Raw genomic sequence first — 14,263 nt, forward strand, 5'->3', positions numbered from 1 at the left:
CGCAGCCCCGCTGCCGCGCTCCCCCATGATTCGAGCACACCTCTCACGTCTTCGCGGCGTTCGCTCGCGAGCGCGTCGCGGTAGCCGTCTTCCAGCACGGCCTCGAGGCTGACGGTGCCGAGGGTCTCGGCCGAGCGCACCGCGCCCTCGACCATCGCGAGGCTGAACACGTTCGCGTGCACGTCGCCCGAGGGCGTTAGCCCGGTGCGCAGCGCATCGACGAACTCGTCGAGCGCCCCGGCGATCTCGGGACGAACGGCAGTGGGCAGGGTCGCGCGCGTGACGTCGCCCGGCCCTGCGCCCTCGACGTACTCCACCTCTGGGCGCCCCTCGCCGTCCCACAGCGCCGTGCCGCCCGCCCCGCTGATGCGCCAGCTGCCGTTCCACGAGGTCTCGAAACCGGGGCTGCACCAGCTGCCGGTGAAGGTGTACCTGGTGCCGCCCTCGAACTCGAACACCGCGGTCGCCGCCGCGTCGCCGCGGTACCAGCTCCAGCTCGGGTTGAAGGTGCGGCAGTCGACCGACACCGGCTCGGCGTCGAGCAGGTAGCGCGACACGTCGAAGGCGTGGATCGCCATGTCGACCAGCAGCGGGTGCGCCATCTCGTCGCGGAACCCGCCGAAGTGCGGCGCCTTGAAGAACTCGGTGGTGACGATGCCGATGGGGCCGAGCGCGCCGAGCGCGTCCTTCAGCTCGGCGAGCGCCGCGTAGTAGCGCCGCGACTGGCTCGTCATGAGCAGCTGGCCGGATGCCTCGGCCGCGGCGGCCAGCGAGAGACTCTGCGCGACGGTCGGCGCGATCGGCTTCTCGCACAGCACCGGCAGCCCCGCGAACAGCGCCTCGGTGTTCACGGCGTGGTGGGCGGGCGGCACGGTCACGTCGATGACGGCCTGCGCGCCGGCATCCCCCGCCACCTGCGTCAGCGAATCGCCCACCGCCACGCTCAGCCCCCGCTCCGCGAGCGCGCGCCGCGCGAGCGGCAGATCGAGGTCGACGAGCCCGACGAGCTCGACCTCGGGCGTCTCGGCGATGACGTCCAGCCAGTGGCGCCCCATGTTCCCCGCGCCGACGAGGACGACCCGCAGCGGGCCGGCGGCGTCGACGGTCGCGAACCGGCTCATTCGGCGTCCGCGTGGTTGCTCATGGCGCCCTGGTAGCCGCGCCCGTTGAAGAAGTCGCCGGTCTCGTAGCGCAGCAGGGTGGGCAGCGCGCGGGCCGGCCGGTCGGAGGCCGCCCACTTCACGCCGTTCGCGATGACGCGTCGCACGTCCTTGTGGTGATACACGGGGAAGTCCTGGTCGCCCGGGCTGAAATAGAAGATCTTGCCGTTGCCGCGGCGATAGGTGATGCCGCTGCGGAACACCTCGCCGCCCGAGAACGACGAGATGAAGACGATCTCGTCGGGCTTGGGAACATCGAACTGCTCGCCGTACATCTCCTGCTGGGGGATCTCGATCGGGTGCGGCACCCCCTGCGCGATGGGGTGGGTGGGGTCGACCGTCCAGACGAGCTCGCGGTCGTTCTCGCTGCGCCAGCGCAGGGTGCAGGTCGTGCCCATCAGCTTCTGGAAGATCTTCGACCAGTGGCCGGAGTGCAGCACGACGAGCCCCATGCCCTCGAGCACGTGGCGGTGCACCCGCTCGACCACCTCGTCCGAGACCTCCCCGTGTGCCGCGTGGCCCCACCAGGTCAGCACGTCGGTCTCGGCGAGGCGCTCTTCGGTGAGGCCGTGCTCGGGGTCGTCGAGCAGGGCGGTCGTGACGACGGCGCCCTCGCCGAGGTTCTCTTCGATGCCCGCCTTGATGGCGTTGTGCATGCCGTCGGGGTAGAGCTCGGCGACGTGCGGCTCGACCTGCTCGTGCCGGTTCTCGCCCCAGACGACGACACGCAGCGGGCGGGTGGAGGTGGTGGGGATGGCGTTCATGGATTCTCCTTCTGAGTGGTCTTTCGCCGAGGCGTCCGTCGTCACTTGATCGCTCCGCCCAGGGCGCCGGCCGCGATGTACTTCTGCGCGATGATGAGCAGCACGCCGGCCGGGATGGAGGCGATCACGGCGGTCGCCATGACGGGCCCCCACTGCGTGACGTTGGCGCCGATGTAGTTGTAGATGCCGAGGGTGATGGGGCGCACGGCCGGGGTGCTCGTCAGGGTCAGCGCGAGCAGGAAGTCGCCCCACGCGCCGAGGAAGGTGAAGAGCGCGGCCGTGATGATCGCGTTCTTGCTGATGGGCACGACGATCGCGGTGAACGCCCGGAAGTTGTTCGCGCCGTCGACGAGAGCCGCCTCGACCAGGCTCTGCGGAATCGACGCCATGAACGCCCGCATCAGGATGATCGCGAAGGGGATCTGCAGCGCGCTGTCGGCGAGGATCAGGCCGAGGTACGAGTTCAGCAGGCCCCAGTCGTTGAACAGCGTGTAGAGCGCGTTGGCGATCACGATCGTCGGGATCATCTGGGTGATCAGCAGCACGAGCACGAACGCGGTCATGCCCCGCATCTTGAAGCGGGCGAGGCCGTATGCCGCGGGCGTGGCGACCACGAGGGTGAGCACCACCGCGCTGATCGCGATCACGAGGCTCGTGACGAGGTTGCCGCCCTGCTGGTGGATGGCCGTGACGTAGCCGGCGATCGTGGGGTGGATCGGGAACCAGTCGGTGCTCGCCGCCCCGGAGTTGGCCTGCAGGCTGCTGTTGATCATCCAATAGACGGGGAACACCATGATGCCGAGGAAGACGATGCCGAGCACCGTCATCGGCCACTTCCGGGCGGGGGCGCGGTTCGGCACCCCCGCGAGCCGCAGCGCGCGCGTCTCGCTCATTCGTCGACTCCCTTGCGGTTCATGTACAGATAGACGGCCGAGAACAGCAGCGAGACGACGATCAGCACGTTGCTGATCGCGGCGCCCTGCCCGAACGCGAACTTCACGAACGAGTTCTGGTAGGCCCAGGTCGCGAGCGTCTGCGTCGAGTTCGCCGGGCCCCCGCCCGTCAGGCCGAGGATGATGTCGACGACCTTCAGCGTGTAGACGACGCCGAGCACGATCACGACGCTGACGACCGAGCGGATGCTGGGCCAGGTGATGTGCCAGAAGGCGCGCCACCCCACGGCGCCGTCGAGCGAGGCGGCCTCGTAGAGCTCCTCGGGCACGGCCTGCAGGCCGGTGTAGAGGATGGTCGTGTTGAACGGGATGCCGAGCCAGATGTTCACGCCGATGACGGCGATGAGCGCGAGGCTCGGGCTGACGAGCCACGGCACCGGGTCGACGCCGAACAGGCCGAGGAACCCGTTGAGCGCGCCGCTGCCCTGATCGAGGATCCACTTCCACACGGCCGCCGACGCGATGAGCGGCAGCAGCCAGGGCAGCAGCAGCAGCGAGCGCAGGAACCCGCTCAGCGGGAAGTGCCGCTTGAAGAACAGCGCGAGGCCGAGCCCGATGCCGAACTGCAGCACGATCGAACCGATCGTGAACAGCACGGTGTTCACCACGGCCGTTCCGAAGACGGGGTTCGTGAACACCGTCGTGTAGTTCTTGAACCCGACCCACGGCGCCTCGCCCGTGTAGAACGTGGTGGTCGTGTAGTTCTGCAGCGACATGACCACGTTCTGCACGATGGGGTAGCCGAAGAACACCAGCACGAACAGGATCGCGGGCGCGACGAAGAACCAGCGTGTGAGGTAGCGGGCGGGGTGCGCCTTCCTGCGCGGCTCGGTGCCCGGTCGGGCGCGGCGGGCCGGCGGGGCGGCGCTGTGCGCGCGCCCGGCATCCACTGAGGTCGTCACTTGTTCTGCGCCTGCCCCTGCTTCAGCGCGTCCTCGGGGCTCGCCTTGCCCGTGAGTGCGAGCTGCACGGCCGTGTAGATCGCCGTCGCCGCGGTGGGCCACTTCGGCCCGAGCTCACCGGTGCGCGCCCGCGCCGTCTTCACGGTCTCGGTGAACGCCTGCACCTGCGGGTGCGACGTCGCCCACGTGGCGGCCGAGTCCTGGTCGGAGGGGACGTTGCCCGAGATTTTGGCGATCTTGAGCTGGGTCGCCGGCTTGTTCAGGCACGCGACGAACTTTCCGGCGAGGGCCATCTTGGCCTTGTCGCCGGTCTGGGGAACGTTGAAGGTCTCGCCGCCGAGCGGGGAGACGACGGTCTGCGACGACGTGCGGGTCGGAATCGGAACGCTCGCGAAGTTGAGCCCCTTCTTCGCGTTCAGCACGGGCAGCTGCCACGGGCCGTTGATCATCATGGCCGCCTTGCCCGCGACGAACTGGTTGTTGACGTCCTGCTGCGACCAGTTCACCGAGCTCTTCGACATCGAGCCGTCGTTCTGCAGGTCGACGTCGAGCTGCAGCGCCTGCGCCGCCTCAGGAGTGTCGATGTTCTTCTCGTCACCGCCGTTCGTCCACAGGAACGGCAGGAACTGCCAGGTGCCCTCGTAGGTGTTGATGTTGCTCATCGCGAAGCCGTAGACGCCCTTGCTCGGGTCGGTGAGCTTCTTCGCGGCGGCCTGCAGCTCGTCCCACGTCTTCGGCGGGGTCACACCCGCGGCCTTCAGCATGTCGACGTTGTAGTAGAGCGCGATCGAGTTGATCACGGGCGCGAGGCCGTAGAGCTCGCCCTTGTAGGTGCCCGCCTTGATCACGCCGGGAACGTCGCCCTTGGGCGCCGAGACGCCGAAGTTCTTGAGCGGGGCGAGCGCGCCGGTCGCGGCGATCTGCTGAACGTCGGGGTTGTCGAGCATGAGGACGTCGGGCAGGGTCCGAGAGGATGCCTGCTGCAGCACCTTCTGGATGAGGGATGCCCCGGCGATGTGCACGGGGTTGACCTTCGCCCCGATGGACGCCGCGCATTCCTTGTAGACGGCGTTGTAACCGCTCATGCTCGGGTCCGACGAGTAGTAGTCCTCGACCGTCAGCGTCTGCTTGCCGCCTGCGCTGGCGGACGAGCCCGACGAGCAGGCGGCGAGGGTGAGCGCGACGGCCGATGCTGCGGCGATCGCCACGAGGGTGCGCGATTTCTTCACGAGTGAGCTCCTTTGCGTCACAAGAGGGTCGAGCAACAGGGCCCGGCGCCCGAGCCGAATCGAGTCAAGCGCTTGACCTGCACGGCAGTCTGACCAGATCACGTGGCCGAAGTCAAGCGCTTTACCACAATGTCGCGATGTCGATGCGATACTTGCGGCACTCAGCTCTCGCGAGAGAAAGGGCGCCACCGTGGTCACGATGCAGCAGGTCGCCGATCGCGCGAAGGTGTCGATCTCGACCGTGTCGTTCGTGGTCAACAACACCAAGCCCGTGACCCCCGAGACCCGCGAGCGCGTGCTGCAGGTGATCGACGAGCTCGGCTACCGGCGCAACCGCGCGGCACGCGCGCTCGCGAGCCGCAAGTCGCGCATCCTCGCGCTGATCTACCCCATGCTCGATCACCGCAACAACCACGCCTTCGTGGAGTCGGCCGCGACCGCCGCCGAGGAGCGCGGGTACAACCTCGTGCTGTGGCCGCTGCACAGCGACAACGTCACGACCGAGATCGCATCGCTGATCGAGGCGGGTTTCGCCGACGGGGTCCTGCTGATGGAGGTGCAGCTCGACGACGAGCGGGTCAGCCGCCTGCGCGAGGCGCAGGCGCCGTTCGTCCTGATCGGCCGCACGCGCGAGCTCGCCGGCATCGACTACGTCGACATCGACTTCGAGCGCACGACTCAGACGGCGGTCGATGAGCTCGCGAAGCTCGGCCACCGCGATCTCGCGCTCGTGCTGGAAGACCTGCGCGGAACATCGCTGGCCGGCTACGCGCCGCCCATCCGCACCGAGCAGGCCTTCCGCGAGGCGGTGGCCGCCCGCGGGCTCGCGGGAACGGTCTTCCACGTCACCCACGACTCGGGCTCCATCTCCGCGCTGCCGGCCGAGCTGGCGAGCAGGGCGCCGCAGACGACCGCGATCGTCTCGATGCACGACGCCGCCAGCCTGGCCCTGCTCAGCGCCCTGCCGCGGCGCGGCATCGAGGTCCCGCGCGACCTCTCGATCGTCACGATCGGCACCACCGCGTCGCTCGCCGCGCTGTCGCAGCCGCCGCTCAGCACCTACGAGGCGCCGGGCCACGTGCTCGGCCGAGCCGCGGCCGAGGCGCTCATCGCGCGACTCGAGGGCCGCGACGGGCCGGCGACGCAGGTGCTCGTGCCGTGCGCGCTGCACCCGGGCGCTTCCATGGGGCCGGCACCCGCGCGCGCTTGACACCGCACCGCACCGATTCCTAGCCTGAGAGCATTCGCGAAAACTCCACCAAGGAATCGCGAAATGTTTCGTTCCGTACATGACAGCGAGGTCATCGGTATGTCCAGCGCGCACTCCCCGGCGAGGCCGCCCCACTACGTCCGCACCGAGGGAGCACGCCTGCTCGACGGCTACGGCGAGCCGATCCGCTTCACGGGCGTCTGCGTCGGCGGCTGGCTCAACATGGAGAACTTCATCACGGGCTACGCCGCCAACGAGACCCTCATGCGCGAGAAGGTCGCCGCCGTCATCGGCGCAGACCGCGCGGCACGGTTCTTCGAGCGGCTGCTCACCGCTTTCTACGGCGAGGCGGATGCCGCCTTCCTCGGCTCCCTCGGCATGACGCTGATCCGCATTCCGGTCAACTACCACCACTTCGAGTCCGATGACCGCCCCTTCGAGATCCTGCCGACGGCGTTCGAGCACCTCGACCGCGCCATCGAGGCATCCGGCCGCCATGGCGTGTACTCGCTCATCGACCTGCACGCCTTGCCCGGCAGCCAGAACCACCACTGGCATTCCGACAACGACACCCATCAGGCGCAGCTGTGGCGCCACCCGCACTTCCAGGACAGGGTCGTGAACATCTGGAAGGCGATCGCCGAGCACTACAAGGGCAACACCTGGGTGGCCGGCTACAACCTCATGAACGAGCCCGCCGATGAGACCCGGCGCGTCGTCGGCCCCCTCTATCGGCGGCTGTTCGACGCCGTGCGCGAGATCGACCCCGACCACACGGTGTTCCTCGACGGCAACACCTACTCCACCGAGTTCGACATGTTCGACCCCGCCAACCCCTGGCCGAACACGGTCTACTCGGTGCACGACTACGTCGCCTCCGGCCTCGGCCGCGGGGGCGATTACCCGGGCGAGACCGACGGCGTCTACATCGACCGCGACTACGCGCGCCGCAAGTTCCTGCAGCGCTCCGCGTACGCCCGCGCGAGCGGCACGCCCATCATGGTCGGCGAGTTCGCGCCGATCTACACGGGCGACGAGCACGTGGATGCCATGCGCCGCCGCATCCTCGCCGATCAGCTCGACCTCTATCGCGAGTTCGACGTCAGCTGGACGAGCTGGATGTACAAGGACCTCGGCCGCCAGGGGCTCGTCTCGGTCGCGCCCGAGTCACCGTATCGGCAGCGCTTCGACGCGTTCGTAGCCAAGAAGAACCGGCTCGCCGCCGACCAGTGGGGCAGCGACCGGCTCGGCGGCGAGGGCGTGCGCGAGGTCAGCGAGGCCGTTCAGGCTCTCGTGGCGCGCGAGTTCCCGAACTGGAACCCGTACCCGTGGGGGCGCTTCGACACCGTCTCCACCGTGCTCAACAACCTGCTGTTCGCGCAGCCGCTCGCCGAGGAGTACGCGGAGCTGTTCCGCGGGCTGAGCGACGACGAGCTGGACGCCCTCGCCGACTCGTTCGCGTTCGAGCAGTGCGTCGTGCGCGAGTCGCTGCGCGACCAGCTCGTCGCCGGCGGCGACCGCGAACCGTCCTCGGCCGCGCGCGCATGACCGCGATCCGCGCCGCCGTGCTGCGCGCCCCCGGCCGGCCCCCTGCGATCGAGCAGGTCGAGCTCGCTGCACCCCGCGACGGCGAGATCGTCGTGCGCATCGAGGCGGCAGGCGTGTGCCACAGCGACTACCACTACATGACCGGCGACCTCACGGCGCCGCTGCCGCTCGTGCTCGGCCACGAGGGGGCCGGCATCGTCGAGGAACTGGGGCCGCGGGCATCCGGCCGCATCAGGGTGGGCGACCGCGTGGCGCTGCTGTGGCGCCCGCGCTGCGGCGTCTGCGAGGCCTGCGTGTCAGGCAACCCGGTTCTCTGCGAGCTCGGCAAGGTGCAGGCGGCGACGGGCGGCCTGCCCGACGGCACCTCGCGGCTCTCGCTTCCCGTGGACTCAGGCGGCGCGGCCGACGGCACGGCGCTGCACCACCTCATGGGCGTGTCCTGCTTCGCCGAGAAGGTCGTCGTGAACGAGAACGCGGCGGTCGTCGTGCCCGACGGGGTGCCGCCGGAGGTCGCGGCGATCTCCGCGTGTGCCGTCATCACCGGGGTCGGAGCGGTGCTGAACGTCGTCGAGTTCGCCGCGGGCCGGCCGCTGCTCGTGATCGGCGCGGGCGGCGTCGGGCTCTCGGCGGTGATGGGCGCGGCACTGACCGGTGCGCACCCCGTGATCGTCGTCGATGTGGACGACCGCAAGCTCGAGCTCGCGCGCGAACTGGGAGCGGCGATCGCCATCAACGGGCGTGAGACGGATGCCACGGCGGCGGTGCTCGCCGCCACCGGTGGCCGCGGCGTCGACTGGGCGATCGAGGCCATCGGGCGACCCGCGACGCTGCGCCAGGCGCTCGACTGCACGGCGGCAGGCGGTGCCGTGGTCGCGGTCGGCCTCGGTTCCGCCGACACGGAGTTCGCGGTGCCACTCAACCAGCTCGTGCAGCGGCAGAAGCGCGTGATCGGCTCGCTCTACGGGTCGAGCAATCCGCTCATCGACCTGCCGCGCATCTTCCAGCTCTATCTCGCGGGCCGGCTGCCGATCGACCGGCTCCTCGGCGAGCGACTGCCGCTCGACGAGGTGGCGGCGGCGTACGAGCACCTCGTCTCGGGCGCGGTCGGCCGCGGCATCCTCGTGCCGTGACCTCGCCGGAGCGCTGAGGCGCGCCCGTGGCGAGTTTCGAATCGATCATCAGACAAGATGGACCTTGACCCGAAGGAGGGCGCGATGATGCGCAGTCAGGACTGGTACGGCGGCACGGGGCGGGACCCGTTCATCCACCGCGCGTGGATGCGGCGCGGGGTCCCTGACCACGCCTTCGACGGCCGCCCGCAGATCGCGATCGCCAACACCGCGAGCGACCTGACGCCGTGCAATGCGCACCTGAACGAGGTCGCCGAGTACGTCAAGCAGGGCGTCTGGGAGGCGGGCGGCGTGCCGGTCAACCTGCCCGTGACGTCGCTCGGCGAGACGCTCGTGAAGCCGACCGCGATGCTGTGGCGGAACATGGCGGCGATGACGATCGAGGAGATGCTGCGGGCGAACCCCATCGACGCGGCGGTGCTGCTCGGCGGCTGCGACAAGACGATTCCCGCGCTGCTGATGGGCGCCGCGTCGGTCGATCTGCCCGCCGTCGTCGTGCCGGGCGGCCCCATGCTGAACGGCTACTTCCGCGGCGAGCGCTCCGGGTGCGGCACCGGCGTCTGGGCCCTGTCGGAAGAGGTGCGCGCCGGCAACCTCTCCGAGCAGGAGTTCGAGCGGTTCGACAAGCAGATGGTGCGCTCGAAGGGCCACTGCAACACCATGGGCACCGCCTCGACGATGGGCATCATGGCCGAGGCGCTGGGCATGACGATTCCGGGTGTCGCCGGCACGCCCGCGCCCGACAGCCGTCTGCTCGAGGCGGCGCACGCCTCGGGCCGGCTCGCGGTCGAGCTGGCTCTCGAGGACCGGCGCATCTCGCAGGTCATCACGAAGGAGTCGTTCCACAACGCGATCGTCACCCTCGCCGCGATCGGCGGCTCGACGAACGCGGTCGTGCACCTGCTCGCCATCGCCGGCCGCCTGGGCATCGACCTCACCCTCGAGGACTTCGACCGCATCGGCGGGAAGGTCCCGCTGCTCGTGAATCTGCAGCCCTCGGGCAGCTACCTGATGGAGGACCTGTTCCGCGCCGGCGGCGTGCTGGCCGTGCTCGACCAGCTCACCGACCTGCTCGACCCCGCCGCGCAGACCGTGGTCGGCGCGCCGCTCATCTCCTTCCTCGGCGAGCACCCCGTGTGGGACCGTGACGTGATCTCACTGCGCGAGAACCCCCTGCAGGACGAGGCGGGCATCGCCGTGCTGCGCGGCAACCTCGCGCCGCGCGGCGCCGTCATCAAGCCGTCGGCGGCGAGTCCCGAGCTGCTCACCCACACGGGCCGGGCCGTCGTCTTCGACTCCATCGAGGACTTCCACGCCCGCATCGACGACCCCGAGCTCGACGTCGACGCCGACTCGGTGCTCGTGCTGCGCGGCTGCGGGCCGAAGGGCTACCCCGGTATGCCCGAGGTCGCCAACACGCCTCTGCCGCCGAAGCTGCTCAAGCAGGGCGTCCGCGACATGGTCCGCATCTCCGACGGTCGTATGTCGGGAACGGCATACGGCACCGTGGTGCTGCACGTCGCCCCCGAGGCCGCCTCGCCGGGCAGCGTGCTCGCCCTCGTGCAGGACGGTGACCTGATCTCGCTCGATGTGCCGAACCGGAAGCTCGAGCTGCTGGTGCCCGAGGAGGAGCTCGCGGCGCGCAAGCCCGCGTTCCGCGAGGTGTCGTCGTTCGCGAAGGCCGACCGCGGCTGGCAGAAGCTGTACATCGAACACGTCCAGGGCGCCGACACGGGTGCCGACCTCGACTTCCTCGTGGGGTCGAGCGGATCGATCGTGACGAGGGAGTCGCACTGATGAGCAACCGCCCCGATACCGCCCTCGCCCGCGTCGAGGTCGACGGCGACGTCCTGTGGGCCGTGCGCCGCGGCGAGGAATATACCCCTCTCGGCATGAGCCTCGCCGAGCTGCTGCGGCTGCCCGCCGCCGAGGCGCGCGAACGCGTCGAAGGGGCCGCCGGCGCAGGCATCCGGCCCGCTCGTGTGCTGGCTCCGATCGACCCGCAGCATGAGGTGTGGGCGGCCGGCGTGACGTACCTGCGCAGCCGCGACGGGCGCATCGAAGAGGCGAGCGACGGCACCCCCTACGACAAGGTCTATGGGGCGCAGCGCCCCGAGCTGTTCTTCAAGTCGACGGGCGTGCGCGTGGTCGGCGACGGCGAGCCGGTGGGCAAGCGCGCGGATTCCACCTGGGACGTGCCGGAGTCCGAGCTCGGCATCGTCGTCGACGCCGCGGGCGAGATCTTCGGCTACGTGCCGGGCAACGACTCGTCGAGCCGCTCGATCGAGGGCGAGAACCTGCTCTACCTGCCGCAGGCGAAGGTGTTCACGGCCGGTTGCGCGCTCGGCCCCGAGATCGTCCCCGCCTGGCTCGCGACTCCCCCGTTCGACATCCGCCTGCTCATCGAGCGCGACGGCAGCACGGTGTACGACGAGGTCACGTCGACCGACCAGCTGGCGCGGCGCCTGGAGGACCTTGCCGACTGGCTCTTCCGCGGTCTCGAGTTCCCCGACGGCGTCGTCGTGCTGACGGGAACGGGTCTCGTTCCCCCCAGCGAGTTCACCCTGCGCGACGGCGATGAGGTCACCATCGAGATTGCCGGCATCGGCCGACTGACGAACCCCGTCGTGACGGTGGGCCGCACCCCGGTGGCCGAATAGCGCGGCCCGTCAGCCCGCGAACGCCGGCAGCGGCACCCCCTGCACACCGGGCTGCACGGCGAACACCGCGCCCGCGGCGGGCTGGGCGTCGTCGGGCAGGTTCTCGCGCGAGGTCGTGATGTAGAGGGTGTCGAGGGATGCCCCGCCGAAGGCCGGCGCCGTGATCTGCCGGACCCCCGGAATCTCGATCAGCTCGGTGATCGCGCCGCTCGCCGGGTCGAAGCGGCGCACCGCGCCGCCGTTGTAGAACGCGACCCACAGCCCGCCTTCTGCGTCGATCGTCATGCCGTCGGGGCCGCCCTCGAGGTCGCTGACGTCGGCGAGCGGGCGACGTTCGTGCAGCGTGCCCTCGGCGGCGTCGTAGTCGAAGACGTCGATGCGCTTCGTCGGCGTGTCGATGTAGTAGGCGCGCTCACCGTCGAGGCTCCACTGCAGCCCGTTGGAGATGGTGATGTCGTCGAGGGCGACGGACGCGGTGCCATCGGGTTCGAGCCGGAACAGAGCCGCCGCGCCGGGCGTCTGCTCATACGCCATTCCCCCGCAGAAGAAGCGCCCCACCGGGTCGCAGCCGCCCTCGTTCAGTCGGATCGCGGGGTCGTCGAGCACCTGCGTCAGTTCGCGCTCCCGCCGGAACCCCGAGTCGAACAGCGAGAAGCCGTGCTCGGTCGCCACGATGAACCCGTCGCTGCGCCGCGGTCGTACGACGGCCGCGACCGGCGAGCCGACGTCGTAGCGCGCCGGCGAGGTGAGCGATGAGAGGTCGACGACCGCGCCGGCCAGCATGTCGACGAGCAGCATCCGCTCGCCCACCGGATCCCAGCAGGGCCCCTCGCCGTGATACGTCACCGGGGCCGTCAGCTGCTGCGCCTTCATGAGATCGACGCTATTGCAGAGCGCCCGCCACGGAAAGCGCCGCAGCACACCGCCGCGGGAACGCGACACGCGAGAGCCGATGCACAGACCGCCCTGTCCCCGAATTGCGCGGTTCCACAGATAATCTGCCAGGGTGACGAATGAGCTTGCCGAGGACCCGACCTCTGCAGCGCCCGCCCCGCGCGCCACCCGTGCCACCCTCGCCGACATCGCGGCGCTCGCCAGCGTCTCGGTCGCGACGGTCTCGAAGGTGCTGAACGGGCGCGACGGCGTCTCCGACGAGACCCGCGACCGCATCGACGCGCTGCTCGACGCCCGCGGCTACAGCCGGCGGACGACCGCCCACCGGCCGGCGCCCGTGATCGACGTGCTGTGCTTCGACATCGCCAGCCCGTTCAGCGCCGCCATGACCGCCGCTCTCGAGCGCGTCGTGCGGCGTGCCGGCCGGGGCCTCGTGATCTCGGGGGCGGAAGACGACTACGGCCCGCCTGCGGGCTGGGTCGACGGCGTGCTCCACCGCGACTCGCTCGGCGTCATCCTGCTCCTGTCCGAGCTGAGCCCCCGCATCAAGACGCGGCTGCGCAGCCGCGACATCCCGGTGGTCGCGATCAACCCGTTCGGGCCGCCGGCGGCGGATGCCTCATCCATCGGCTCCGCTGATTGGAACGGCGGCTTCCTCGCCACCCGTCACCTGCAGGAGCTGGGCCACACGAGGATCGCGATCATCAAGGGGCCAGAGGGCATGCAGGCGGCGGCCTCGCGCCTCGCCGGCTACCGCACGGCGCTCGAGACGGCCGGCATCCCCGTGCGCCCGGAGTGGATCAAGCCCGGTCGCTTCGTCCACGCCGACGGCTACGCGCAGGGGCGCGCGCTGCTCGAGCTCGAGGAGCGCCCGACCGCCGTCTTCGCCTCGAGCGATCTGCAGGCCCTCGGCGTCTACGACGCCGCACGCTCGCTCGGTCTCGACATCCCCGGCGATCTCTCCGTGATCGGCTACGGCGACCTCTCGGTCTCGCAGTGGGCGAGCCCGGCCATGACCTCCGTGCACGTGCCGATCGCGCAGATGGCCGAAGCGGCGATGACGCTCGTCGAACGGTCACGTGAGCAGCCCGGGCTCTCGTTCCGGCACGTCGATCTGCCGACGGAGCTCGTCGTGCGCGCGAGCACGGCTCCCCCGCGGCGCGCCTCGTAGCGCGGCCTCACATCCAGCCGCCGTCGACCACCCAGCTCTGCGCGGTGCACATGTGCGAGTCGTCTGCCGCGAGCCACAGCAGCAGGCGGGCCACATCGGCCGGGTACAGCAGCTCGGGCAGGCACTGCGCGGCCATGATCTTCGCCCGCTCGGCGTCGCCGACCCAGTTCTCGAGCTGCCGCGGCGTCATGACCCACCCGGGAATGATGCAGTTCACGCGAATGCCGTCAGCACCGAACTCGCGCGCCAGGGTGCGGGTCAGCCCCTCGATGCCCGCCTTCGCCGTGATGTAGACCGGCAGCTCGACGAGGTCGATGTGCGCGCTGATCGAGCCCAGGTTCACGATCGAGCCGCCGCCCGCGGCGCGCATCATGGGACGGACCGCCTGCGCGGCGAAGAAGTGATGGCGCACGTTGACAGCGATGCCCTCGTCCCACCCGGCGACGTCGATGTCGTCGACGGCGCGGCGCGTGTCGTTCGCGGCGTTGTTGACGAGGACCGTGATCGGGCCGAGGCGGGCGGATGCCTGCGCGATGGCGCTTTGCAGCGCGGGCACGTCGGTCACGTCGACCTCGAGGAACAGCGGCTCAGGCCGGCCTCGGGCTGCGACCTCGGCGGCGAGCGCCGCGCCGGCATCCGCGT

13 protein-coding genes are annotated in these 14,263 nt (G+C 70.2%); 6 read left to right on the top strand and 7 right to left on the bottom strand.

Annotation, left to right across the window (positions count from 1 at the left end; all coding sequences use genetic code 11):
- The 5 genes from ACM2XV_RS06660 to ACM2XV_RS06680 all read right to left on the bottom strand — a co-directional run.
- On the bottom strand, positions 1-1,121 hold a 1,121-nt coding region (locus tag ACM2XV_RS06660), incomplete at its 3' end, for a Gfo/Idh/MocA family protein (protein WP_487026358.1).
- A complete protein-coding gene (locus ACM2XV_RS06665) occupies positions 1,118-1,924 on the bottom strand; it encodes a ThuA domain-containing protein (protein ID WP_344778452.1) in 807 nt (268 codons plus the stop codon). The genes ACM2XV_RS06665 and ACM2XV_RS06660, both read right to left, overlap by 4 nt.
- Before the next feature lie 41 nt (positions 1,925-1,965).
- The gene (locus ACM2XV_RS06670) at positions 1,966-2,817 is read right to left on the bottom strand and encodes a carbohydrate ABC transporter permease (RefSeq protein ID WP_344778454.1); all 852 of its coding nucleotides are present in this window, start codon (positions 2,815-2,817) and stop codon (positions 1,966-1,968) included.
- The gene (locus tag ACM2XV_RS06675) at positions 2,814-3,779 is read right to left on the bottom strand and encodes a carbohydrate ABC transporter permease (protein ID WP_487026359.1); all 966 of its coding nucleotides are present in this window, start codon (positions 3,777-3,779) and stop codon (positions 2,814-2,816) included. Before ACM2XV_RS06675 ends, ACM2XV_RS06670 begins: the two co-directional genes overlap by 4 nt.
- The gene (locus ACM2XV_RS06680; protein WP_344778456.1) at positions 3,776-5,008 is read right to left on the bottom strand and encodes a sugar ABC transporter substrate-binding protein; all 1,233 of its coding nucleotides are present in this window, start codon (positions 5,006-5,008) and stop codon (positions 3,776-3,778) included. The genes ACM2XV_RS06675 and ACM2XV_RS06680 overlap by 4 nt, the downstream gene beginning before the upstream one ends.
- A 199-nt stretch (positions 5,009-5,207) precedes the next feature.
- Between ACM2XV_RS06680 and ACM2XV_RS06685 the strand changes: the two genes are divergently transcribed.
- The 5 genes from ACM2XV_RS06685 (at position 5,208) to ACM2XV_RS06705 (ending at position 11,556) form a co-directional block, all read left to right on the top strand.
- Complete coding sequence (locus tag ACM2XV_RS06685) at positions 5,208-6,218, top strand: LacI family DNA-binding transcriptional regulator (protein ID WP_487026366.1); 1,011 nt, start codon at positions 5,208-5,210, stop codon at positions 6,216-6,218.
- A 63-nt stretch (positions 6,219-6,281) separates the two neighbouring features.
- A complete protein-coding gene (locus tag ACM2XV_RS06690; RefSeq protein WP_487026360.1) occupies positions 6,282-7,766 on the top strand; it encodes a glycoside hydrolase family 5 protein in 1,485 nt (494 codons plus the stop codon).
- Positions 7,763-8,896, top strand: a complete 1,134-nt coding sequence (locus ACM2XV_RS06695) for a zinc-binding dehydrogenase (protein ID WP_487026361.1) — start codon at positions 7,763-7,765, stop codon at positions 8,894-8,896. Before ACM2XV_RS06690 ends, ACM2XV_RS06695 begins: the two co-directional genes overlap by 4 nt.
- Before the next feature lie 84 nt (positions 8,897-8,980).
- Positions 8,981-10,693, top strand: a complete 1,713-nt coding sequence (locus ACM2XV_RS06700) for an IlvD/Edd family dehydratase (RefSeq protein ID WP_344778461.1) — start codon at positions 8,981-8,983, stop codon at positions 10,691-10,693.
- Complete coding sequence (locus ACM2XV_RS06705; protein WP_487026362.1) at positions 10,693-11,556, top strand: fumarylacetoacetate hydrolase family protein; 864 nt, start codon at positions 10,693-10,695, stop codon at positions 11,554-11,556. The genes ACM2XV_RS06700 and ACM2XV_RS06705 overlap by 1 nt, the downstream gene beginning before the upstream one ends.
- Before the next feature lie 9 nt (positions 11,557-11,565).
- On the opposite strand, the gene ACM2XV_RS06710 is transcribed toward ACM2XV_RS06705, so the two are convergent.
- Positions 11,566-12,429, bottom strand: coding sequence for an SMP-30/gluconolactonase/LRE family protein (locus tag ACM2XV_RS06710; protein WP_487026363.1), 864 nt, complete (start codon positions 12,427-12,429; stop codon positions 11,566-11,568).
- 133 nt (positions 12,430-12,562) lie between these two features.
- Between ACM2XV_RS06710 and ACM2XV_RS06715 the strand changes: the two genes are divergently transcribed.
- Positions 12,563-13,621, top strand: a complete 1,059-nt coding sequence (locus ACM2XV_RS06715; RefSeq protein WP_487026364.1) for a LacI family DNA-binding transcriptional regulator — start codon at positions 12,563-12,565, stop codon at positions 13,619-13,621.
- A 7-nt stretch (positions 13,622-13,628) separates the two neighbouring features.
- Here ACM2XV_RS06715 and ACM2XV_RS06720 read toward each other — a convergent pair.
- A partial coding sequence (locus tag ACM2XV_RS06720; RefSeq protein WP_487026365.1) for an SDR family NAD(P)-dependent oxidoreductase occupies positions 13,629-14,263 on the bottom strand: 635 nt, incomplete at its 5' end.

The sequence above is a fragment of the Gryllotalpicola sp. CP2-P1 genome, assembly GCF_057512245.1.

Excerpts from the sequence above, each read along its gene's own strand:
- ACM2XV_RS06665 (WP_344778452.1), bottom strand. The coding sequence starts at position 1,924 with ATGAACGCCATCCCCACCACCTCCACCCGCCCGCTGCGTGTCGTCGTC.
- ACM2XV_RS06705 (WP_487026362.1), top strand. The coding sequence starts at position 10,693 with ATGAGCAACCGCCCCGATACCGCCCTCGCCCGCGTCGAGGTCGACGGC.
- ACM2XV_RS06685 (WP_487026366.1), top strand. The coding sequence starts at position 5,208 with ATGCAGCAGGTCGCCGATCGCGCGAAGGTGTCGATCTCGACCGTGTCG.
- ACM2XV_RS06695 (WP_487026361.1), top strand. The coding sequence starts at position 7,763 with ATGACCGCGATCCGCGCCGCCGTGCTGCGCGCCCCCGGCCGGCCCCCT.
- ACM2XV_RS06690 (WP_487026360.1), top strand. The coding sequence starts at position 6,282 with ATGTTTCGTTCCGTACATGACAGCGAGGTCATCGGTATGTCCAGCGCG.
- ACM2XV_RS06670 (WP_344778454.1), bottom strand. The coding sequence starts at position 2,817 with ATGAGCGAGACGCGCGCGCTGCGGCTCGCGGGGGTGCCGAACCGCGCC.
- ACM2XV_RS06710 (WP_487026363.1), bottom strand. The coding sequence starts at position 12,429 with ATGAAGGCGCAGCAGCTGACGGCCCCGGTGACGTATCACGGCGAGGGG.
- ACM2XV_RS06700 (WP_344778461.1), top strand. The coding sequence starts at position 8,981 with ATGATGCGCAGTCAGGACTGGTACGGCGGCACGGGGCGGGACCCGTTC.